Origin of the sequence: Oceaniglobus indicus, assembly GCF_002751875.1 — a bacterium.
Classification (GTDB): domain Bacteria; phylum Pseudomonadota; class Alphaproteobacteria; order Rhodobacterales; family Rhodobacteraceae; genus Oceaniglobus; species Oceaniglobus indicus.
Window position 1 is genome coordinate 121,897 of sequence record NZ_NMZM01000006.1, and the last position, 20,064, is coordinate 141,960.

20 protein-coding genes and 1 tRNA gene are annotated in these 20,064 nt (G+C 66.5%); 8 read left to right on the forward strand and 13 right to left on the reverse strand.

Annotation, left to right across the window (positions count from 1 at the left end; translation table 11 throughout):
• Positions 1-3 precede the first annotated feature (3 nt).
• Positions 4-456, reverse strand: coding sequence for a c-type cytochrome (locus CFP68_RS11075; protein WP_099826989.1), 453 nt, complete (start codon positions 454-456; stop codon positions 4-6).
• Positions 457-585: 129 nt separating this feature from the next.
• Between CFP68_RS11075 and CFP68_RS11080 the strand changes: the two genes are divergently transcribed.
• Positions 586-819, forward strand: coding sequence for a hypothetical protein (locus CFP68_RS11080; protein ID WP_241524048.1), 234 nt, complete (start codon positions 586-588; stop codon positions 817-819).
• Here the strand turns inward: CFP68_RS11080 and CFP68_RS11085 are convergent.
• The 5 genes from CFP68_RS11085 to CFP68_RS18215 all read right to left on the reverse strand — a co-directional run bounded on the left by CFP68_RS11085 (position 785) and on the right by CFP68_RS18215 (position 4,261).
• Positions 785-1,489 (reverse strand): Crp/Fnr family transcriptional regulator, encoded by a 705-nt coding sequence (locus CFP68_RS11085; protein ID WP_099827122.1) that lies wholly within the window; start codon positions 1,487-1,489, stop codon positions 785-787. The genes CFP68_RS11080 and CFP68_RS11085 overlap by 35 nt on opposite strands.
• A 247-nt stretch (positions 1,490-1,736) precedes the next feature.
• The gene (locus CFP68_RS11090) at positions 1,737-2,414 is read right to left on the reverse strand and encodes an NnrU family protein (protein WP_099826990.1); all 678 of its coding nucleotides are present in this window, start codon (positions 2,412-2,414) and stop codon (positions 1,737-1,739) included.
• Positions 2,411-3,610: an NnrS family protein gene (locus tag CFP68_RS11095; protein ID WP_099826991.1), complete on the reverse strand. Its 1,200-nt coding sequence runs from the start codon at positions 3,608-3,610 to the stop codon at positions 2,411-2,413. Before CFP68_RS11095 ends, CFP68_RS11090 begins: the two co-directional genes overlap by 4 nt.
• Before the next feature lie 94 nt (positions 3,611-3,704).
• A complete protein-coding gene (locus tag CFP68_RS11100) occupies positions 3,705-4,109 on the reverse strand; it encodes a group III truncated hemoglobin (protein WP_099826992.1) in 405 nt (134 codons plus the stop codon).
• Positions 4,106-4,261 (reverse strand): hypothetical protein, encoded by a 156-nt coding sequence (locus CFP68_RS18215; RefSeq protein ID WP_169961471.1) that lies wholly within the window; start codon positions 4,259-4,261, stop codon positions 4,106-4,108. Before CFP68_RS18215 ends, CFP68_RS11100 begins: the two co-directional genes overlap by 4 nt.
• An 81-nt stretch (positions 4,262-4,342) precedes the next feature.
• Here CFP68_RS18215 and CFP68_RS11105 point away from each other — a divergent pair, with 81 nt between their 5' ends.
• On the forward strand, positions 4,343-4,795 hold the full coding sequence (locus CFP68_RS11105; RefSeq protein ID WP_099826993.1) for an RrF2 family transcriptional regulator: 453 nt from the start codon (positions 4,343-4,345) through the stop codon (positions 4,793-4,795).
• 90 nt (positions 4,796-4,885) lie between these two features.
• Here the strand turns inward: CFP68_RS11105 and CFP68_RS11110 are convergent, their stop codons facing one another.
• The 5 genes from CFP68_RS11110 to CFP68_RS11130 form a co-directional block, all read right to left on the reverse strand.
• Positions 4,886-6,265 (reverse strand): outer membrane protein assembly factor BamD, encoded by a 1,380-nt coding sequence (locus CFP68_RS11110; protein WP_145953432.1) that lies wholly within the window; start codon positions 6,263-6,265, stop codon positions 4,886-4,888.
• Between the two features lie 71 nt (positions 6,266-6,336).
• The gene (locus CFP68_RS11115) at positions 6,337-7,449 is read right to left on the reverse strand and encodes a family 8 glycosyl hydrolase (RefSeq protein WP_241524049.1); all 1,113 of its coding nucleotides are present in this window, start codon (positions 7,447-7,449) and stop codon (positions 6,337-6,339) included.
• Between the two features lie 11 nt (positions 7,450-7,460).
• A complete protein-coding gene (locus CFP68_RS11120) occupies positions 7,461-9,713 on the reverse strand; it encodes a cellulose biosynthesis cyclic di-GMP-binding regulatory protein BcsB (RefSeq protein ID WP_158234157.1) in 2,253 nt (750 codons plus the stop codon).
• Entirely contained in the window at positions 9,710-12,100 is a 2,391-nt protein-coding gene (gene bcsA, locus CFP68_RS11125) for a UDP-forming cellulose synthase catalytic subunit (protein ID WP_099826996.1), read from the reverse strand. The genes CFP68_RS11120 and bcsA overlap by 4 nt, the downstream gene beginning before the upstream one ends.
• Before the next feature lie 39 nt (positions 12,101-12,139).
• Positions 12,140-12,784: a hypothetical protein gene (locus tag CFP68_RS11130; RefSeq protein ID WP_099826997.1), complete on the reverse strand. Its 645-nt coding sequence runs from the start codon at positions 12,782-12,784 to the stop codon at positions 12,140-12,142.
• 429 nt (positions 12,785-13,213) lie between these two features.
• Here CFP68_RS11130 and CFP68_RS11135 point away from each other — a divergent pair, with 429 nt between their 5' ends.
• Together CFP68_RS11135 and CFP68_RS11140 are read left to right on the forward strand one after the other, a co-directional pair.
• On the forward strand, positions 13,214-14,119 hold the full coding sequence (locus tag CFP68_RS11135) for a GGDEF domain-containing protein (protein ID WP_158234158.1): 906 nt from the start codon (positions 13,214-13,216) through the stop codon (positions 14,117-14,119).
• Positions 14,116-15,531, forward strand: a complete 1,416-nt coding sequence (locus CFP68_RS11140) for a putative bifunctional diguanylate cyclase/phosphodiesterase (RefSeq protein ID WP_099826999.1) — start codon at positions 14,116-14,118, stop codon at positions 15,529-15,531. The genes CFP68_RS11135 and CFP68_RS11140 overlap by 4 nt, the downstream gene beginning before the upstream one ends.
• On the opposite strand, the gene CFP68_RS11145 is transcribed toward CFP68_RS11140, so the two are convergent.
• A complete protein-coding gene (locus tag CFP68_RS11145) occupies positions 15,510-16,196 on the reverse strand; it encodes a D-lyxose/D-mannose family sugar isomerase (RefSeq protein WP_099827000.1) in 687 nt (228 codons plus the stop codon). The two genes, CFP68_RS11140 and CFP68_RS11145, sit on opposite strands and share 22 nt — an antisense overlap.
• A 161-nt stretch (positions 16,197-16,357) precedes the next feature.
• Positions 16,358-16,433, reverse strand: a tRNA-Lys gene (locus tag CFP68_RS11150).
• Positions 16,434-16,539: 106 nt separating this feature from the next.
• On the opposite strand from CFP68_RS11150, the gene dapF reads away from it, so the two are divergent.
• The 4 genes from dapF (at position 16,540) to CFP68_RS11170 (ending at position 19,978) form a co-directional block, all read left to right on the forward strand.
• Complete coding sequence (gene dapF, locus CFP68_RS11155; protein WP_099827001.1) at positions 16,540-17,379, forward strand: diaminopimelate epimerase; 840 nt, start codon at positions 16,540-16,542, stop codon at positions 17,377-17,379.
• Positions 17,376-18,641, forward strand: a complete 1,266-nt coding sequence (gene mtaB / locus CFP68_RS11160; RefSeq protein ID WP_099827002.1) for a tRNA (N(6)-L-threonylcarbamoyladenosine(37)-C(2))-methylthiotransferase MtaB — start codon at positions 17,376-17,378, stop codon at positions 18,639-18,641. Before dapF ends, mtaB begins: the two co-directional genes overlap by 4 nt.
• Before the next feature lie 65 nt (positions 18,642-18,706).
• Entirely contained in the window at positions 18,707-19,339 is a 633-nt protein-coding gene (locus tag CFP68_RS11165) for an FMN-binding negative transcriptional regulator (protein ID WP_099827003.1), read from the forward strand.
• 36 nt (positions 19,340-19,375) lie between these two features.
• Positions 19,376-19,978: a glutathione S-transferase gene (locus CFP68_RS11170; protein WP_099827004.1), complete on the forward strand. Its 603-nt coding sequence runs from the start codon at positions 19,376-19,378 to the stop codon at positions 19,976-19,978.
• Positions 19,979-20,064 lie beyond the last annotated feature (86 nt).

Genomic DNA, 20,064 nt, shown 5'->3' on the forward strand with positions numbered 1-20,064 from the left:
TCCTTAGCCTGCATCATTGGGCGGCCAGCCCTGGGTGTCGGTCTGATCGGCCCAGCGGAGGAACTCGGCCAGGCCGCGCTTGTCCTCTTCGCTCAGTTCGAAATATGGCATCTGGCGGCGGCCTTCGATGCCGCTGGGCTGTGCCTCGATCCAGGCGTCGAGGATCTCATAGGCGCCCTCGGGGTCGTCCATGACACCCCAGCGGGTCATCACGTTGCCCAGTTCGGGGGCGAAATACGCCCCTTCGCCATGCAGCGTATGACAGTTGATGCAGGAATTGCGCTCCCACACTTCCTTGCCGTGGGCGACGGCCTCGCTCAGGGGCATGCCCGCCGTCGAGGTCGTCACGATATAGCGATGGCTGTGCACGGTCAGAGCAATGAATATGACGACGAAGAAGATCGATCCGCCGTAAAAGATATTGCGTGCCCGCGACTTGGTCAGGAATTCGGCCATGCACGGGCCCCCCTTTTCCGGTTGCAGTTCCCGGCACCCTAGACAGGACCAATCGTCGCAAGTTTGCGTAAGAACAATGTTTCGACCGATTGGATGTGAAACGCTCGCGCTGTCGGCCGGGAGGACCGCATGATGACCCACGACGGATTGGAAATCACCACGCTCACCTTGTCCGAGATCATGAACAGATGGCCACAGACCATCGCCGTTTTCCTGCGTCACCGCATGATGTGCGTCGGTTGCAGGTTCGGGCCGTTTCACCTGATCGACGACGCGTGCAGCGAATATTTCCTCGATCGCACCGCATTTTGTTGCGAGCTGGAAACCGCTATCGGCGCTGGGTGGCCGCCTCGGCCAGGATGACCAGTTGGTGTGGCCGGGCGACCACGATGTGGCGGCGGCGACTTTCGACGATGCCCTGCTTTTCCCAGGCACTCAGCAGGCGCGACACGGTGTGCAACGTCGAGCCGGTCATCTCGGAAAGATCCTGACGGGTGATCGGAAAGTCGACCTCGATCCCCTCCGCCGTCTTGCGCCCGGTCTGGGTGATCAGACGCAACAGCGCGTTGGCGACGCGCTGTTCCACCTGCTGTGTCGCCAGTTCCACCATGCGGTCGTGCATTTCGGTCATCCGCTTGCCGATGGTGCGATAGGTTTCGACCGAGAAACCGTCGTATTGCGCCGCGAACTCGGACCACAGCCGCATGGGCCATGACAGCGCGATGCTTTCCACGGCGGTCACCGTGCTGGCGGGATATTTCTTGTGGCCGAACGCCGAGGCGATGCCGAACAACTGACCGGGCGGGATATGCAGCACGATGACGTGTTCGCCTTCCGACGTGATCCGCACCACGCGGACATAGCCGTCGAGCAGCAGAAAGAAACGTTCGGCGTGTTCGCCCTCGTGAAAGACCGTCTCGCCCTGGTCGAACCTGTGCGATCCCGCGCGATCAAGAATTTCACGAAGCTGGCCGCGATCCAGCCCTTCGAAGGGTGGAAGATGGCTCAGCAGGCTTTCATCGAGTTTATGCATGATCCGACCCATTCGATGTTCGTCTTCTGATAACGGCTGGAAAACGGCATTCCGACCCCAATTGTCGTTTCTTTTCAGACCTGAAGGTAGGGCCTTGGCCGTTTTTCCGACGACCGGCCTTGATCACGCCACCGCGCGGGTCCGATCCGATGCTCGGGCCCGGGCGTTGCGCCTTTCTGCGCTGTCGCCCGGCGCGGCGCTGGTCGAACCCGGTCCCGCCAGCGGCTCCGGGATACGCCGCCCCCCGCTAGAAGGCCAGCGGCGAAACCCCGATCACCACGGGATGCGCCCACAAAAGCCCGACATAGAGCGCCACGGCGACCGCTCCCCGCACCGCCGCACCGGTCCAGGAGGTCGGCTGCGGAATGACCGGGCCCGCCTTGATCGCCGCGCACAGGGCGGCGTGCCGGGCCGCGCCCATCTCGCGGATGTTGCGACGGTCGACGATGAGCCGTCCCAGAAGGGCGAACGCCGCGAAGATGCCGAACAGGATCACATGCGCCAGATCGCCGTTGACCACCAGGTGCGCAAGCGCCCACAGGGCCATCGCCACCAGTAGCGGATGGCGCACCCACCGCACGATCCCCGGATGCGAGGGATCGAACCTGTCGTTGCGGACCCCGCCAAAGGACAGCGGATTGGGCCGCGCGATAGCGAAACAGATCAGGCCGCACGCCAGGGCCATCGCGATCAGCGGCACCCAGGTCTGCCAGGGCGCCCGGTCCCACAGCGCCACATAGGGGGCACGGCCCGCCGCCACGATCACCCATGTCAGTGCCGCCAGCGACAGCGCGGAATAGGCCAGGGTGAACCCCCGTCGCCCCAGAACCGCGACCAGGCGCGCCTTGACGGGCGGGCGCACCGGGACGCTGTGGGTGACGAAGAACACCGCCACCGCCAGCGCGAAACCGCCCCAGCCGGTCACGACTTGTTCGGCTTGGCGCGCAGCAGAAGCGGGCCATACAGCACCGCATAGCCGCCGAACGCCCCGATCCACAGCAGTGCCGCCAGTTCGAGCATCGGCAGTTGCGGCAGCGCATTCGTGCAGATCCGCGCCAGGACCGACAGGATCATCATCACATAGAGCGCCACCGTTCCCGGCCCCGCCGTCAGGGCGCGTCCGGTGTGGCCCAGCGTCGCGCGCGTCATCACCGCCAGGGTCATCATGCCGACCGCACCCGCCATCCAAAGATGTTGCGCCGCGGCGGCGCCGAAGGTGTCGGGCGCCAGGATCGCGATGCCGAGGGCCAGCGCGCCCAGGGCAATGAAGGCATAGGCAACATGCAGCACCCAGACCAGGGGTTCGCTGCGGACGTGCCAGCCGCACCACCGCGCCAGCCGCGCCGCCTGCAACAGCCCCATGACGACCAGGGCGACACCGGTCAAAGGATGCGACGGCACCCCGACCCAGAGAACCAGCGCCGCAATGCTGAACAGCATCACCGCCTTGTCGAACCGCTGCATCGGCGGGGCGGGGCGCGCGGCGTGTTTCTGCGTGACCAGCCAGTTGCGCGTGAACGAGGGCACGATCCGCCCGCCGATCAGGCTGATCATCATGATCACCGCGCCCAGGCCCAGGCGCACGCCGATCCCTTCCGCCGCGACGTGACCACCGGCGGCGTCGATGTGAAACAGGGCGTTGGCCAGGGTGAACACCGCCAGAAGCCCCAGCACCGGCAGGTTGCGCCAGTTCTTGCCGACGACGATTTCACGCAGGATCACGGCGCCCAGGACAACCGGGAACAGCAGGTCGATACCCGCGGCCAGACCAGCGGGAAGATCGGCCGACACGGCAATGGCCAGCCGCCCGGCCAGCCACAGCACCGCCAGGCCGCCGAGCGCCCACCCCGTCACCGGCAACCGCCCGGTCCAGTTGGGCACCGCCGTCAGAAGAAAGCCAGCGATGATCGCGCCCAGCGTGCCGAACAGGAATTCGTGGGCATGCCACGACACCGGATCGAACGCCGTCGGCAGTTCCAGCGCCCCCGCCAGAACCGAAACCCAGCCCGCCATCGCCAGCGCCGCCCAGGTTGCGCCGCCCAGAAAGAACGGCCGGAAACCATAGGTCAGAATCGCCGGACCACGCCAGGCGCGCATCTGTTCTGCCGTGCTTGTCGCCATTTCATGTCTCCTTCATGCCGGGCGCGCCGGATCGAAAATGTTGTTCTGGGGATGGGTCGCACATGTCGCGCCTGTCGTCCAACCGGCGGTCCGCTCAGCCGCCCAATCGCGGGACGCCGCCCAGGGCGCCTTGCGGCTCCAGTCCGAAGCTCAGGCCGCGGGCGATCCGGTGGGCCAGCGCCGACCAGCCCTGGGCCAGCGGTGCCGGAAGTTCACGTTCCAGCACCGTGTCGAACAGGCCCAGCCAGACGGGGAAATGCCCGACCTCCACGTTGCCCGCCGCCTTGTGGACCTGCATCGGATTGCCGTCATATGTCCGCTGAAGCAACAGGGCATTGCGCCAGAACCGGCCGATCTTTTCCTCGTGGGCGGGCCAGTCATGCACATGGGCGGCAAACACCGGGCCCAGAACGGGATCGGTCCGCGCGGCCTGATAGAACCGCGCCACCACGCGATCGATCTGTTCCTCGGTGACGGGGATTCGCGGCGGCATCGTCATACGGCGACGATCCACACGACGGCCAGGCTCACCACCAGATAGACAAGCGTGTTGACCAGCCACCGAAGCATGCCGGCTTCGCCCTCGGGGTCAACGCCCAGACGCTCGCACACCTTGGTTCCGGGCCACAGGATCGCTTCTGAAACTGTCATCGCGCCTCTCCTTAATAAGTATTCCGGGTGCGCATTATCTATCGCTTTTAATTACGCATTGTAAATGATAATTATCCGCCCATGCAACTCGACAAGTTCACAGATTATGCCCTGCGCATCCTGACGACACTGGCGGTGCGCGATCCCGCGCGCGTGCCAACCTCGGAGATCGCGGCGATTTTCGGCGTCTCGGAAAACCACCTGTCCAAGATCGCCACCCGCCTGGGGCGTGAAGGCTTTGTCAGGTCCGAACGCGGGCGCGCAGGCGGGCTGACCCTGGCCCGGCCGGCCAGCGAGATCACCATCGGCGCGGTGGTGCGCGCCCTGAAACAGGAAAGCCCTGTGGTCGAGTGCTTTGGCGACGACAAGTCCTGCCTGATCCTGCCCGCCTGCGGGTTGCGCACCCCCCTTCAGGAAGCGGGCGAGGCGTTTTTCGCGACGCTGGACAAATACACCTTGGCGGATGCGACACGCGCCCGTCGGGCGCTTGGCGATCTGTTGACGCCGGACGCCGCCGCCACCAAGCCGGCATAGCAAGCGGCAACCGGGGCGCCATCGGCCCCGCCCAAGCGGCGCCCCCCTGCCCGACGGCACGTTGCTGTCAGGCAGGGCGCACCGCGCCGGTCAGCTGGCCGCCCGCAGCCCGGCGCGGGTTTCGGGCGTCTCGAGCGCGTCGTTCAACGCGCGGAATTGCGCGCGGGCCTCTTCGCGCTTGCCGCTGTTCAGATAGGCATAGGCGCGCATCACGGCCAGGTCCCGGCGCAACCCGCCCTGCAACTGCTCGAGCGCGTCGAGATAACGGATGGCCGCCGGAAACTCCTTGCGCTCATAGGCCGCCACGCCGCGCTGATCGAGGATGATGATCTCGACCTCCTTGCGTTGCTTGGTGGTCAGGTTGGTCGCCGCCGCAATCTGTGCGGCATCGTTCGTCATGTTGCGGTTCAGCAACGTCAGCGCGAGGCCGAACCGTGCATCGCGGGTCACATCGGCGCCAAGCCCGCCTTCGGCAGCGGCGGTGAAATACCCCATCGCCTCAAGCGGACGGTCCATGTTGTAGGCGCACCACGCCCGTTCATAGGCAAGGTCCAGCGATCGGGGCCGGGCGGATGCCGCCAGGCATTGGACAAAGTTGCCGGCTTCCTTGGCCGCACGGGTGCGCGCCACGCGGCCGTCACCGCTGTTCGGCAGTTGCAACGGCGAGGGTTCGGCGTGGCGGACGGGTGCCGCCATCGGCGCCGCCGGGGCGGGTTGCGCCGCGGCGCGGGGCGGCTCGGGCTGTCTTGCGGGGGCCGCCTGTCGCACGGGGGCCGGCATGGCGGCGGTAGCCGTGCGCGCGGCACCGCGGCCGCGACCGGCCAGAAGCCGCTGGTTCAACTGCTCGAAGGTCGATGCGCTGGCCGGGAAGCGCCGCGCGGCGGTCTGCGTCAGACGGGTCAGTTCAGCGTCGGAGGTCACCGCCTCGGCCTTTTCGATGGTGGCGACGATTTCGGACTGGTTGGTGCAGGTCTTGACGATCTGTTCATAGGTGGCCAGCGCGCGTGCCGATCGCCCCGCGGCCGCTTCCAGTTCGGCCAGGCTCCAGGCGTTGTTGACGCGGTCACAGCGGAACAGTTCGGGAACCTGCTTGCCCGCCCTTGCCGCCGCCGACACGTCGCGCGTATCGACGGCCGCATCGAACGCGGCCTGCCCTTCCGCCAGTTCGATCTGGCGCGCCATGTCGGCGGGCATCTGCCAGTCGGGATAGCGCGCCCTGGTGCGTTGCAGCACCCGGCGCATGCCTTCGATGTCGCCCCGCCCCAGACGCATGTAGATCTCGGCGATCTCGTCGGTCGGCTCGGTGGCGATGGTGCGCAGGTCGCTCAGATCCTGCGGCGGTGTCCAGCCCGGAAACTCGGTCTGGAGGCGGCGGATCTCGGCGTTGATGGCGCTGGTTTCATTCTGCTGCACATAGAACCGCAGCGCCCGCAGGTCTTCGTTGCCCGGCGCCGATTGCGCATGGGCCATTGACGATGCGGACAGCGCCCCCACGATCAGGGACGCGCATGCAAGCGGGCGGAGAAACGAGAAAGAACAGTTCATATCGGCACACATTCCGGTGTGGCGGTGATCTGGGCGATCAACGCCATGAGGTGAAGGGTTGCAGGGTAATAGGCCTGGTCGCGGGTGCGGTAAAACGGAATGGCCGATCCCGGCACGTCCGAGGCGGCACATTCGGCCAGGGCGGCCACCGCGCTGTATCCGACATGGTGACTGGCCTCGATCACATCGCCGTTGCGCGGGTCGAACACGGTGGCATAGGGCGCGCTGTCCGACGTCGACGGGCGCGTGGCCGTCGCGCGGCGATAGGCGCGCGCCTGCATCGTGACGGCGGGGTGATCCGATTCGCCCGACCAGATCAGGAACAGGGCGACGCGCAGTGCCTCGTATCCGTTGCGTTCCTCGCGGTCGTCGGGGATTTTCATGCCATCGGGCGTGATCTCGACCCAGTCGGGCACCAGGCCCTCGCGCGCCAGGGCCGCCATGATCGCCGCACCGTCCGCCGCACAGGTCGCAAGCGCGCGCGCCCCGGTGGCACGGGCCACGTCACGCATGGCACGGGGCATGTAATAGGACGGGTTGATCACGATGCCGCCGTCACGCTCGAATCCCTGCGCCGCCGGCTTCAGCACCAGGCGCCCCGACCCATCGGGCGATTCCGTCACGCAGGCCGCCACCAGGTCGTTGGCGATGGCGCGGGCGCGGTCCATCAGCGCCGCATCGCCGTCCCGCTGTCCGCGCGTCACCAGCGCCCAGGCATAGAACAGGTCGCCGTCGCTGGCGTTGTTGCGGTCGGGCACCGCGCCGGTCACCCCGGGCAGCCAGCGCCACGCCAGAAGCGCGTCCGAGCGGATCGCCAGGTTGGTTTCGGTCCAGCCATAGATCGCGTCGAACGCCGCATCATCGCCGAACAGCGCCGCCAGATACAGGCCATAGCCCTGGCTTTCCGAATGACTGGCGCCCTGTTGCAGGGCGTCGATCACCCGGCCGCTTTCGTCCAGATACGCCGCCTTCCACGCCGCCCAGGGCGCCGCCAGCGGGTTGCCCGGCCCGTTCATCGGGCCCTCGGCACCGGTGGGCGGGGTTTGCGCCCATCCGGTGGATCCGAAGGCGGCGAAGGTCACGGAAAACGCGCCGAGTCGCAGTAGCATGTCGCGTCGGTTCATCTTTTCCGCGCTCCTCTTGTCGAGACGATGAAGATCAGGGCCAGGCAAACGGAAAGGAATGTCAGCGCCAGCAGGGTTGTGCCGAACAGAAGCGGCGACCACGACGCATAATTGCCGGCGACACGATGGAAGTTCGCGATGGTCAGCGGCTCGTCGAGGTTTGGGGGGCGCGATGCCGGCTGCCAGTTTTCCCAACGCCCTTCGGGATCGAGGATCGCCAGGCGGCCGCGCGGCCCCTCGGGCGAAAGGCGCGCCTGCGCCAGAACGGCGGCAAGCCGGCGTGCGTCGACATCGGGATCGGCCATCAGCCAGACCGATTCCGGGGCTTCGGCGTCGGGAATGAACAACACCGCCTGCGCGCTGCGCCCCGCCAGCCATGTTTCCAGCGGGCCGTCACCGGGCACCGCCAGCCGGGCGAACCATGCGGCGGCCGCCTGAATGCCATCCTTCGCCTTCTGGATGGTGCCGCGCGTTTGCGCCACCGGCGGGGTTTCGGCGTCGGCGGTTTCGCCCGACGGCTCCAGCGGCGCGACGGTTTCGGGCAGCAGGCGGATCAGGTCGCGCCGTCCGATCCCCAGATCGGTCAGGTCCAGACCTTCCAGCGTGCGGACATTCGTCACCGTCAGGCTGGCCGCCTCGGCCCGCGTGGTGCCGTCGATCGGACGAAAGGCAGACGCCAGACGTTCGAGAAGCCGGCCGGCGGGCAGGTCTTCCATCTCGCCCGACACCGGCTGAATCTGGTCGAACCGCAGGGTCGCCAGGGGATCGGACAGGTCGATCTGGCGCATTTTCGGCGATTCCGGCACCCGCAGCGCCGATCCCGGCCCGATGCTTACCAGCGGGCCGGTGCCGGCGAGACAGGGCAGATCCGGCGGATCACCCGGCACGATCGTCACGAAGGTCAGTGCATTGGCGCCCGGCCGCATCAGGCGGGCCGGGAAATCGATGTCCAGCGTCGGCAGCGTCCGCCCGCCGCTGACATCCAGCGGCAGCAGCCGCACCGTTTCACCGTTGACCTTGACCAGCATCAGCGCGCCTTCGGGCAGATCGTCCGCGAACGCGTAATTCAGGCTCAGCCGGGCCTTCTTGGCCGTGAGGATCAACCAATCGCGGGGCAGCAGGAACTCGACCGGCTGTTCGGTATAGCGGTTGAATGCGTCGGTCCGCTCGAACCCCAGGTCGGCCAGGGTCATGGGCGTGCCCGGCACCAAGGTGGCAAGGTTGGCCACCGGTTCGGGCGTCGGCAGGAAGGGCGCGATGTCGGGATAGGTGCCATCGTATCCGACCGTCAGCAACAGGACCAGGGCCCCGTCGGCACCGCGCCGCACGCTGGCCGCGGGCGTTGCGCCGGACAGGACCGTGATGCGCGCCACCTGTGACGGACCTTCGGCAACGGAATGGAACGGTTGCAGATCCATTTCGACCGGCGCCCCGGGCCGCAGCCCCGACAGGCGCGGGGTCAGCGCGACCAGGATGCCGGCATCCTCGGGATTGGCCAGCCGCACGGGCAGATTGCCCGATTGCGCCATCTGCGCGCCCAGCGCCAGGCGCAACCCGAGGGGATCGGGCGGCAGATCCGCCGCGGCCATACGCACGCCGCTGGCGTCGGTATCGATTTCGGTCCAGACGGCAAAGGTCGCTTCGGGACCACAGAAGATGCGGTGGCCGTGCTGCACCGTGATCCGGATGTCGTTGCGCCCCGGCACCAGCAGGTTGGCGGGCAGCAGGACGGTTTCGAAACCCTCGAAGGCATCCGGCTGAATCTGCGGCAGGTCGGTGCCGTTGACGCGAACCGTCAGGTGCGATTCCTGGGGCAGAACGTTGATGGCAACCCGATACGAGATCGCCAGGTCACGCGGCAGCGCGTAATCCGGCAGATCGATGGTGAAATCGGCGTGCTGAACTTCGCCGGTCAGCCGCACGATGCTGTCCAGCGACGGGCGGGCCGGCGCAAGCGGCAACAGCGCCGGCTGATCGGTGGTGACAGCGGGGGCATCGCCCGACCGGTTGAACGCCGGCAATGTCAGCGCGTCGTCGGGCACCACGTCCAGCGTCGTGGGTGCCACGTCGGGAACCGGGGCGGGCGCCGGGCTTGGGCCGTCGTCCTGTTCGATCGCGAGGTCCAGCACCGGCGCAAGGTCGATGGTCGGAACGTCCGCGGGCGACTGCGCCGCCACGGGCGCCCAGACCACGGCACCGATCAGCGTCGTGGCGATCAGCAGGGGGCAGCGGAGGAAAAACACGCTCACGGCTTGCCTCCGACCACGGCGCCGTCGTCGCTCCATCCGGGGGGATCCTCGGCGGCGGCGGCCAGTTCTTCGGCCAGCGCCTGGCGCGCGGCGCGGCGGGCGCGGGCCTCGGCCTCGAGGTCGACACCGAAGGCCAGAAGGTGCGCCGGCTTCTCGTCGGCGGGCGGCAGGATATCGAGCGCGGCGCGGCGTGCCGGTTCGCGGGCGAGATCACGCAGCAACGCGGGCAAGCCGGTGGCGAAAAGATACAGGGTATATCCGAACCCCGCCAACATGCCCTTGCGGCCCTGGCTGGCGGCACGGGTGCGGCGCCAGGCCTCGCTGTCGCCGAAGATTAGATAGGCGACCGCCTCGCGGGCCTTCATGTTCTGGTCGGCCTCCAGCAACAGACCCAGAATCTGACCTTCCGCCGTGCTCTGGACCGATACGATACGGGCCGAAACCGGCACCTCAAGCTGTGGCGCCTCCGGGAAATCGGGTTGGAAGCAGATCAGCTGGCCCTCCAGTTTCGACGACTGGATCGATCCGACATCACGCCCCAACAGGATCCGCACACCGCTGGTCGAGGCATCGAGCAGCTGCACGGGCAAGGTATCGCTGTCGTCGCCGGCCAGCCAAAGGGTGGCGGGCGTTTCGACATCGACCCGCGGCGAAGCACGGCGTTGCTGCTTTTCGGCCACCGCCCGATAGGCAAGGCTGACAAGGATGAAGTTGAAGATCGCCCAGCCGCCCACGACGCTGAGAACCGAATGGTCGCCCGGGAACGCGATCCAGCGGATCACGAAGGCGATCAGCCCCGCCAGCATCGCCAGCCACATGATCGTCAGCGGCCAGTGGATCGGCGAGATGTAATCCTCGGCAAGGGTTTCGTCCTTGGCCGTCACGTTGAACTTGGCGCTGCGCGGCGAAATCACCGTCTTGAACACCGCCTTGGCCAGATAGGGCGCCTGGGCGACCTCGTAGATTTCCGAGATCAGCGGCCATCGGGTGCGGGTATAAAGCGCGTTCTGCACCATGAAGGCGGCGGCGAGATAGCACATCATGTAGGCCATCACCTCGGGGAAGGTGGCCACGAAGATCTCGATCCCGAAGAACAGATAGACCAGCGGAACCAGCAGATAGGTCAGCCGGATCAGCGGAAACAGCCAGAAGCTCATGGAATTGAGATAGCACAGGCGTTGCGGCAGGCGCAGGCCACGGCGAAACAGCGGGTTCTTGATCAGCAGCATCTGCATCATGCCCGTGGCCCAGCGGCCGCGCTGTTCGATGAACGACGCAAAGGTTTCGGGTTGCAGCCCCGCGATCATCGCCCGGTCCAGATACAGGCTTTTCCAGCCGGCGGCGTGGATCTCCAGCGCGGTTTCCGCGTCTTCGGTGATGGTTTCGCCGGCAAAGCCACCCACGCTGTCCAGCGCGCGACGCCGCAGGACGGCGGCCGATCCGCAGAAGAACGCCCCACCCCACCGGTCAAGTCCGCGGTGCACGAAGGAATAGAACATCTCGTTCTCGGGGGGGCATTTCGGCGACAGTTGCAGATTGCGCTGGATCGGGTCGGGGTTGATGAAGAAGTGCGGCGTCTGCACCAGGAACAGCTTGGGGTCCTGGTTGAAATATCCGACGGTGCGGGCCAGGAAATCGCGGCTGGGCACGTGGTCGGCATCGAAGACGACGACCAGATCGCCGTTCAGATCCTCGAGCGCGGCCGACATGTTGCCGGCCTTGGCATGTTCGTTGCGCGCCCGGGTCGAATATTTCACGCCCAGTTCGGCGCACAGCGCCTGAAGCTCGGCCCGCCGCTGCCTGGATTTCGCCGCCAGTTCGGGATCGGACGAATTGCACCGCTGATCGGTGCCGCCGTCATCGCACAACACCACGGTGCGCTTGGATCGCGGATAGATCATGTTGCGCGCCGCGGCCAGCGTCACGCTGAGCATCTCGACCGGCTCGTTGTAGGACGGGATCAGGATGTCGACCGTCGGCAGGTCTTCGGGCGAAACCTGCGCGGGAAACGGGCGTTCGGTGGGGTCTGCGACGATGAAGGCGTTCAGCAGGAAGACCAGGATCGAATAGGTCTCGACCGCCAGCAGCAGCATCGCCACCGCAAACGACAGGGGCTGCGAGATATCGGGAATGGTTTCGGTGATCCGCCACACCCAATAGCGCATGACCAGCAAGGTGGCGACCGCCAGCAGGGCAAAGCGGGGCACGATCAGGTGGGCAAAGGGTTTGAGCAGCGCGATGATCGCAACCGCGACGATTCCAAGGAACGCCTGACCGGCGGTAGAGGTCGGAACGGTGATCAGCACGCCGATCGGAATTGCGATCAGCGTCCAGAGCAGCAGGATCGGAAAGTTGCCCGTCCTGTTCTTTTTGGCAAAGGCTTTCATCCGGTGTCCGTCAAATTTGAACGTCGCGGCATGGCGCCATCAAAGCGGCGCCGCCAGCGGCGAAAGGTTGCGGTTCCCGCCGGCGGCGGTGCCGCCCGCCGAGCGCGAAGAATAGGCGACCTGACCGTCGCGGATCGGAACAAGCGCATCGTCGATCGAGCCGTCGACACAGTTGCGCAGGAACATGTCATAGCTGCGGCCACCGCGATCGACGTTGCGGAACGCGAGAACACAGTTGGTCTGTGCGCCGCTGCGGTATTCCTGCCAGAAGAAATCGCCCTGCGAATCCTGCCCGCTGCGCAGGTTGCTGTTGTCGACGGTCCGGAACGGTTCCGGAATGCCGCCCACCCGTTCCACCAGCCCATCGAGGCTGAGCCCGCCGCGGCGCCCCTTCTGCGGGCTGACCCACAGGAAGTTGTCGCCTTTCATCGCGGTCTCATTGGCCAGACCGATGATCTGTTCACCGCCGCCCGAGGCGTCACGTTGCAGCATCACAAGGGCACCCGGAGGGTTCACCCACATCTGGTTCATCCGTCCGCGCGAATACGTGGCATCGGACTTGGTGGCGCCGCCGAACGGCAACCCCGCCGGGACCACGTTGCAGGCCGTCACGGTCAGGGCAAGGATGACGACACCCTTGCGACACACCGATCGGACCACGGAAAAGGTCGTGGCACGCGTCATAAAATCTCCCCCGTATCGCGATACGGAATATTGTCCGGCCGGAAAATTTTGCCTCTGGTCTGCTCGTTGCGCCCGGGACCGGTTTTCCGGTTTCTGCGAAAGGCGCGACGCAAACATGCCAACCTTGGACCGCCTTTTCCAGCCTCTTCTTTTCGCTGACTGTGGATAAGTGATGTTTTTGCCGCTGTTGGCGCATCAGCCCCATTTCCCCCCCGCGCAGGCTGGTTCGATCACCCTTGGGTTGTAATTTCGGGCCCCTGCCCCGGTTTCGCCACATCCTGCCGCAATGTCGTCCAAAGATGCCCGGCTCTCGTCACGGGCCGATCCGAATCCGGTCACGTTCCCATGGTTAATGTTGCTTCAACAAAGACCGCCCCTGGCAGGCACTTCCGAAAGGGGATGGTCACAAAAGACGCAAAGGGGAATAGGATGTTCCGGACAGCCAGCACACAGAACGGCGCGAACATGCTGAACAGCATGGTCGAACGCTTGCGTGGCCTCGCGCTGTTCTCCGCCCCCACGTCGCGGCATTTTCGCCTGATAATGGCTTTGGCAAGCCTTCTGGCGCTGCCGATGCTGACGGCGGTCGCGCTCAGCGTCATGGACATCCGCATCGCGGGCATCGACTCGGCGCGGTTCGCCCTGACGGCGGGCCTGGTCGGGTTCGGCTGGCTGATCGGCGCGCATCACGTGATGTCCGAAGATGTCCCTGCCGGCCCGGTCAACGAAGCCCCCCGCCTCAAGCGCGCCAACAGCGAGCTGGAGCGTGTCGTGTCGCAGATGAAAGCCGAAATGGCGCAATTGCAGGAACAGCGCACCGAGCTGGAGTTCCAGCTGACCATCGACCCGCTGACCGGCGTGCAGAACCGTCGTGGCCTTCATGCCGCCTTTGACGCCCATGGCACGGGCACCGTTCTGGCGCTGATCGACATCGACCATTTCAAGAAGATCAACGACACCCTGGGTCACGATGTCGGTGACCGTGTCCTGAAGGATTTCGCCTGCATGCTGCGCTCGCGTGTCGATGTCGACACCCCCGTGTATCGTGTCGGCGGCGAGGAATTCGTCATCCTGTTCCCCGCCAGCGATCTGGAAACCATCGCCGCCCGTCTGGACCGGTTCCGCATCGATCTGCAGGCCGACACCTTCACCCGGATCAGCGATCGCGCCCCGATTTCGTTCTCGGCCGGTCTGGCCCTGCACACCGATGCGAACCAGACGTTCGACACCGTGTTCAAGCAGGCCGATGAACGCCTCTATGCCGCCAAGACCGCCGGACGGGCCCGCACCGTGCATGACGATGCCGCCGAAGAGGCCGCGGTGCTGGCCGCATGACCCGATTGGCGCCCTGCCCGCTTTCGCCAGCGATGGACCGGGATCCGGCGGCAACGCCGGATCCCTTGGCCGATCTTCCCGACCACCACGGCTTTGCGCAACGTCTGTCGCTGGCGCTTGCGACCGGCGCCGATACGGTCGCGGTGCTGAACGTGCGGATCGACGGCTTTCGGAGCATCGAAATCCTGCTGGGCCGGGATGGCGCCGACGGGTTTCTGCACGGGCTGGCGGCGCGGCTGGCGCAGGTGATCGGAACACGCGGCATGCTGGCACGCGGATCCGGGGCGTCGTTCCTGATTCGGCTGGACCAGTCGGCGAAAGGCACCGCCGACCTGCTGGCACAGGACATCCGTGCCGCCCTGCGCCACCCCATCGCGACCTGCGCGGGATCGGCCCATGCCACGGCCAGCATCGGGATCGCGCGTGCCGCCCCTGGCCGCGGCGACGACAGGCCGGTGGCAGAAACCCTGATCCGCCAGGCCGCCATCGCCGCGGTCGCGGCGCGAACGGCCGGCGGCAACCGGCGGGTCCGCCACACCCCCGCCATGGACGCCCACCTGACCCGCCAGAGCACCATCGTCCAGGCGTTGCGACAGGGCCTTGGCAACGGCGAATTCACGCTGGCCTTCCAGCCCAAGTTCGCGCTTCCGAACGACTCGGACCCCGACACCGAAGACGCCTTCCGATTGATCGGCACCGAGGCGCTGCTGCGCTGGTGTTCGCCCGAACTGGGGCGGGTCGGGCCGGCAGAATTCATTCCGATCGCGGAAAAGACCGGCATGATCGGCGATATCGACGATTACGTGATGCGGGCCTTCGCCCGCCAGCTGGGCCGGTGGCACGCCGCCGGCCACACCGTCCCGGCCAGCATCAACCTGTCGCCGCACAGCTTCGAGGACGAGGCGATGGCGTCACGGCTGCTGGGCCTGCTCGAACGGGAAAGGGTCGCGGCGACCGCCGTGACGGTCGAGATCACCGAAACCGCATTGCTGGCGATGTCGCGGCACACGATTGCGAACTTCGAGCGGCTGAAGGCCGCGGGTGTCGAAATCTCGGTCGATGACTTCGGCACCGGGTATTCATCGCTCGGCTATCTTCGCAACAGCACCGTGTCGGAGATCAAGATCGACCGCAGTCTTGTCCTGCCCCTGCCCTGCGCGCTGAGCGACCAGGCAACACCTGATGTGGCAGGGTCCGAGGCGATCCTGCGTGCGATCCTGACGCTGGGGCGGGCGCTGGGCCTGCGGGTGGTGGCGGAAGGCGTGGAGACGCGGGAACAGATGACGTGGCTGCGCCGCGAAGGGTGTCGGACCATCCAGGGCTTTCTGGCCGGACGCGCCGTCGCGCCCGAGCTTTTCGAGCGGTTGCACCTGTCACACCGGCCCGGCTCTCAGCCCAGCCAGGTGGCGTAATCGCTCACCAGAAGGTGGCGCGGCGCTTCGTCCTCGTCAATCTCGGCGAAGCGGCCGATGGGGTCGCGGAAGACGTTGTCGGTTTCGTCGTCGTTCACGGTCGAAACCTCACCGATCAGCACCGTACCGCCCTCGCCCCAGAACGCGTGCCAGTCACCGGGGCGCAGGGTCACGCTCTGCCCGGGCGCAAGGCGCAGTTGCTCTCCCGGCGCGAAGGGGCGCGCGACCCCGTCGCACATCACCGTGCCGCCTGACGTCGCGCTGAATCGGCCGTCACCGTCCGAGCCGAACAGTTCGACCACCAACGTCGCCCCGCCACGGTTTATGATATCCTCGGCCTTGATGACGTGGGTGTGCATCGGGCTGACCTGCCGTTCGGCGGAAATCAGCAGCTTTTCGGCATAACACATGCCGCCGCCCCGTTGCAGATCGCCCAGCAGGCCGTTGCGCAGCGTGAACAGGAACAGCCCCATCGCATCATAATCCCCGCGACCGTAATCGGTGATGTCCCAGCCGCACCGCGAATCGATGACATGGCGCGCGACGTCCCGGTTCGCGCGGAATTCATCCACCGACCAATAGGCGAACGGCGGCAGGGTGAAACCATGGGATTTGATCAGCGCATCGGCGTCGGCCATGATTCGGTTGATGTCGGATCGTTTCACGTGCGCCCCTTCGCCCTGGATTTCGCGCGCATCCTAGGCGCGGGCGCAAGCCACCGCAATCCGTGCGAACCAATGGTCGAGGTCTCAGCGAGCCGATCGGTCGCGGCCCCACGTTCGGGCGCGCTCGCCAGACGCTTGGCACGGCATCGCATGATTGAAAGTGGTGAGCCCGTCGGGGGTCGAACCCGAGACCTACTGATTAAAAGTCAGTTGCTCTACCAACTGAGCTACAGGCCCACTGGGCGCTGACCTATCCGCCCTGTTTTTCGACGTCAAGCAGAAAACCGGCGCAAATCATGACACTCTCTTTCCACAGTGCCGGTGACACGATATAGGGCGCGTCATGCAGGATACCCGCGTCACCCCCAACCTCGAGTTCATGAAGTTCCATGGGCTTGGCAACGACTTTGTCGTCATCGACCGGCGCGATGGCCAAGCGGCCATGACGGCCGCGCTGGCGCGCGCCATCGGCGACCGGCATCGCGGCGTCGGCTTCGACCAACTGGCCGAAATCGACAGCGACGACACCGCCGACCTGCGGCTGACGTTCTGGAACGCCGACGGATCGACTGCCGGTGCCTGCGGCAACGCCACCCGCTGCATCGCGCGACACGAGATGACGCGCACGGGCGCCACGGAGCTGACCCTGCGCACCGAACGCGGCCTGTTGCAGGCCCGCGATGCGGGGGGCGGTTTGACGGCGGTGAACATGGGCGCGCCGCTGACCGACTGGCGCGATGTGCCGCTGGCCCAAGCCGTGGATACGCTGGCCTTGCCCATCGACGGTGCCCCCGTTGCCACCGGAATGGGCAACCCTCATTGCACGTTCTTCGTCGATGACGCCGAAGCGGTGGACCTTCCCGCCTTCGGGCCGGCAATGGAACATCACCCCCTGTTCCCCGAACGCACGAACGTCCAGGTGGCCCATGTCATCGCACCGGATCACCTTCGGATGCGGGTTTGGGAGCGCGGCGCGGGCCTGACCCTGGCATCGGGGTCGTCGTCCTGTGCGGTGGCGGTGGCGGCGGCGCGGCGCGGCCTGACCGGGCGGCGCGTGCGGATCGACCTTGATGGCGGGCCGATCGATATCGACTGGCGTGACGACGGGGTCTGGATGACCGGCCCGACGGCCCATGTGTTCACCGGTCACTTCACGCCAGCGTTTCTGGAGACCGCAGGATGAACGCGCCATTCACGAAAAAGCCGCCGGTGTTCAGCACCCATGGGTGCCGCCTGAACACCTATGAAACCGAAGCCATGCGCGACCTGGCGCACCGGGCCGGCGTGGAAAACACCGTGGTGGTCAACACCTGCGCCGTCACCGCCGAGGCGGTGCGCAAGGCCCGTCAGGACATCCGCAAGCTGCGCCGTGCCCATCCCGGTGCCACGTTGATCGTGACCGGCTGCGCCGCCCAGACCGAACCCGAGACATTCGCCGCTATGCCCGAAGTCGACCGCGTCATCGGCAACACCGAAAAGATGCAGGCCGGCACCTGGGCCAACCCCGGCACCGAGGCCGTGCAGGTCGACGACATCATGTCGGTTACCGAAACCGCCGGCCACCTGATCGATGGGTTCGGCACGCGCAGCCGCGCCTATGTGCAGGTGCAGAACGGCTGTGATCACCGCTGCACCTTCTGCATCATCCCCTATGGCCGGGGCAATTCGCGCAGCGTGCCCGCCGGTGTCGTGGTCGATCAGATCAGGCGCCTGGTGCAGCGCGGCTATAACGAAATCGTGCTGACCGGGGTCGATCTGACCAGTTGGGGCGCCGATCTGCCCGGCACGCCGCGTCTCGGCAACCTGGTGATGCGGATCCTGAAACTGGTGCCGGACCTGCCGCGCCTGCGGATCTCGTCGATCGACAGCATCGAGGTGGACGACGACCTGATGGAGGCCATCGCGACGCAACCGCGCCTGATGCCGCATCTGCACCTGTCCCTGCAACACGGCCACGACCTGATCCTGAAGCGGATGAAGCGGCGCCACCTGCGCGACGACGCCATCCGGTTCTGCGACGAAGCCCGCCGCCTGCGCCCCGACATGGTGTTCGGCGCCGACATCATCGCCGGCTTCCCGACCGAAACCGACGAGCACTTCCAGGGCTCGCTGGACCTGGTCGAGGCGTGCGGACTGACCTGGCTGCACGTCTTCCCCTATTCCGCGCGCCAGGGCACCCCGGCGGCACGGATGCCGGCGGTGGACGGCGCGACGATCAAGGATCGCGCCGCCCGTCTGCGCGCCGCCGGCGCAGCGCGGGTCGATGCGCATCTTGCCGCACAGATCGGCACGACTCATCCCGTGCTGATGGAAAACACCCGCATGGGACGGACGCCGCAATTCACCGAGGTGGATTTCACCACCGACCAGCCCGAGGGTGCGGTGGTGCAGGCGCGGATCACCGGCCGCAACGAAACCCGCCTGATCGCCGCGCCAATCGACTGATCGCGCGATCGCTTTGCGGACCGCCGACCGCTTGCCCGACACCAGACCGCCGCAGGACCGCAACCATGCACCCGAACCCGATCTTTCGCACCACGCCCGAAACGCAGAGCCTGGCCTTTGCGCGCGAGCGGGGGTTCGGCACGCTGGCCCTGAACGACGCGAACGGGCCGCTTCTGGCGCATGTTCCGTTCCTGATCGACGATACCGGGACCACCGCCGATCTGCACCTCGTCCGCTCGAACCCGATCCTGCGTGCGCTGGAGGCTCCGCAACCGGCGGTGATCGCGGTGCAGGGCCCGGATGGCTATGTCTCGCCCGACTGGTATGGTGTGGCCGACCAGGTGCCGACGTGGAACTATGTCGCCGTGCACCTGCGTGGCACGCTGCACCGCCTGCCCGACGGCGATCTGCGCGACATGCTGGACCGGCAATCGGCGCATTTCGAAACGATGCTGTCGCCCAAGGCGCCGTGGACATCCGCCAAGATGTCGCCCGGCACGATGGCGCGGATGATGCGTACCATCGTGCCCTGCCGCCTTGCCATCGCCAGCATCGACAGCACCTGGAAGCTGGGCCAGAACAAGACGGAATCAGCCCGCCGCGCCGCCGCCGCACGGATGCAGGCACACGGCATCGGCCAGGACACGCCCCTGTTGGCGGCGCTGATGGACAGACCCGGTGCAAGCGACGTAACCTGAAGCGCGACACGCCGTCGCCCAATGCCGGAGACCCCCATGCAATTGTTCCATTCCGCCGCGTCGCCCTTTGTCCGCAAGGTCGTGGTGACGCTTCACGAAACCGGCCAGTTGGGCGATGTCGAACTGTTGAACGTGCAGACGACACCGATCAAGTCCGCGCCGGAAATCCTGGCCCACAACCCCACCGGCAAGATCCCGGCCCTGACACGCCCCGACGGGCCCGCCCTGTATGACAGCCGCGTCATTTGCCGGTATCTCGACGCGCGCAAGGGCGCCAAACTGTATCCCGCAAGCCGGATCTGGGATGTCCTGACGCTGGAAGCGACGGGCGACGCGATCATGGATGCCACCGTCGCCATGACCTATGAACGCCGGGTCCGCCCGGCCGAACAGCAGTCCGACGAATGGATCGAGGCACAATGGGCCAAGGCGGCACGCGCCATCTCGGCCCTGAACACCCGCTGGATGAGCCACCTGTCCGGGCGGCTGGACATGGGGCACATCGCCATCGGCTGCGCGCTTGGCTATGTCGATCTGCGCCATGACGCGCGCGCATGGCGCAAGGGCAACGACGCGCTGGCGGCGTGGTATGAGCGGTTCGCCGAGCGCGAGTCGATGCGGGCGACGCATCCCGGCTGAGCCGGGCCGGATCGCAAGGGCGCCACCGTCCATCCCGGTGTCGCCCCTCATCGCACGTTACGCTGTGACGGGAGGAATACGGCTAC

What these genes read in the sequence shown, in the direction of transcription:
- CFP68_RS11135 (WP_158234158.1), top strand. Translation starts at nt 13,214, where the DNA reads ATGTTCCGGACAGCCAGCACACAGAACGGCGCGAACATGCTGAACAGC.
- CFP68_RS11095 (WP_099826991.1), bottom strand. Translation starts at nt 3,610, where the DNA reads ATGGCGACAAGCACGGCAGAACAGATGCGCGCCTGGCGTGGTCCGGCG.
- CFP68_RS18215 (WP_169961471.1), bottom strand. Translation starts at nt 4,261, where the DNA reads ATGACAGTTTCAGAAGCGATCCTGTGGCCCGGAACCAAGGTGTGCGAG.
- CFP68_RS11075 (WP_099826989.1), bottom strand. Translation starts at nt 456, where the DNA reads ATGGCCGAATTCCTGACCAAGTCGCGGGCACGCAATATCTTTTACGGC.
- CFP68_RS11130 (WP_099826997.1), bottom strand. Translation starts at nt 12,784, where the DNA reads ATGACGCGTGCCACGACCTTTTCCGTGGTCCGATCGGTGTGTCGCAAG.
- CFP68_RS11165 (WP_099827003.1), top strand. Translation starts at nt 18,707, where the DNA reads ATGCACCCGAACCCGATCTTTCGCACCACGCCCGAAACGCAGAGCCTG.
- CFP68_RS11085 (WP_099827122.1), bottom strand. Translation starts at nt 1,489, where the DNA reads ATGCATAAACTCGATGAAAGCCTGCTGAGCCATCTTCCACCCTTCGAA.
- CFP68_RS11105 (WP_099826993.1), top strand. Translation starts at nt 4,343, where the DNA reads ATGCAACTCGACAAGTTCACAGATTATGCCCTGCGCATCCTGACGACA.
- CFP68_RS11110 (WP_145953432.1), bottom strand. Translation starts at nt 6,265, where the DNA reads ATGGCCCATGCGCAATCGGCGCCGGGCAACGAAGACCTGCGGGCGCTG.
- CFP68_RS11170 (WP_099827004.1), top strand. Translation starts at nt 19,376, where the DNA reads ATGCAATTGTTCCATTCCGCCGCGTCGCCCTTTGTCCGCAAGGTCGTG.
- mtaB (WP_099827002.1), top strand. Translation starts at nt 17,376, where the DNA reads ATGAACGCGCCATTCACGAAAAAGCCGCCGGTGTTCAGCACCCATGGG.
- CFP68_RS11100 (WP_099826992.1), bottom strand. Translation starts at nt 4,109, where the DNA reads ATGACGATGCCGCCGCGAATCCCCGTCACCGAGGAACAGATCGATCGC.
- bcsA (WP_099826996.1), bottom strand. Translation starts at nt 12,100, where the DNA reads ATGAAAGCCTTTGCCAAAAAGAACAGGACGGGCAACTTTCCGATCCTG.
- CFP68_RS11115 (WP_241524049.1), bottom strand. Translation starts at nt 7,449, where the DNA reads ATGCTACTGCGACTCGGCGCGTTTTCCGTGACCTTCGCCGCCTTCGGA.
- dapF (WP_099827001.1), top strand. Translation starts at nt 16,540, where the DNA reads ATGCAGGATACCCGCGTCACCCCCAACCTCGAGTTCATGAAGTTCCAT.
- CFP68_RS11080 (WP_241524048.1), top strand. Translation starts at nt 586, where the DNA reads ATGATGACCCACGACGGATTGGAAATCACCACGCTCACCTTGTCCGAG.
- CFP68_RS11140 (WP_099826999.1), top strand. Translation starts at nt 14,116, where the DNA reads ATGACCCGATTGGCGCCCTGCCCGCTTTCGCCAGCGATGGACCGGGAT.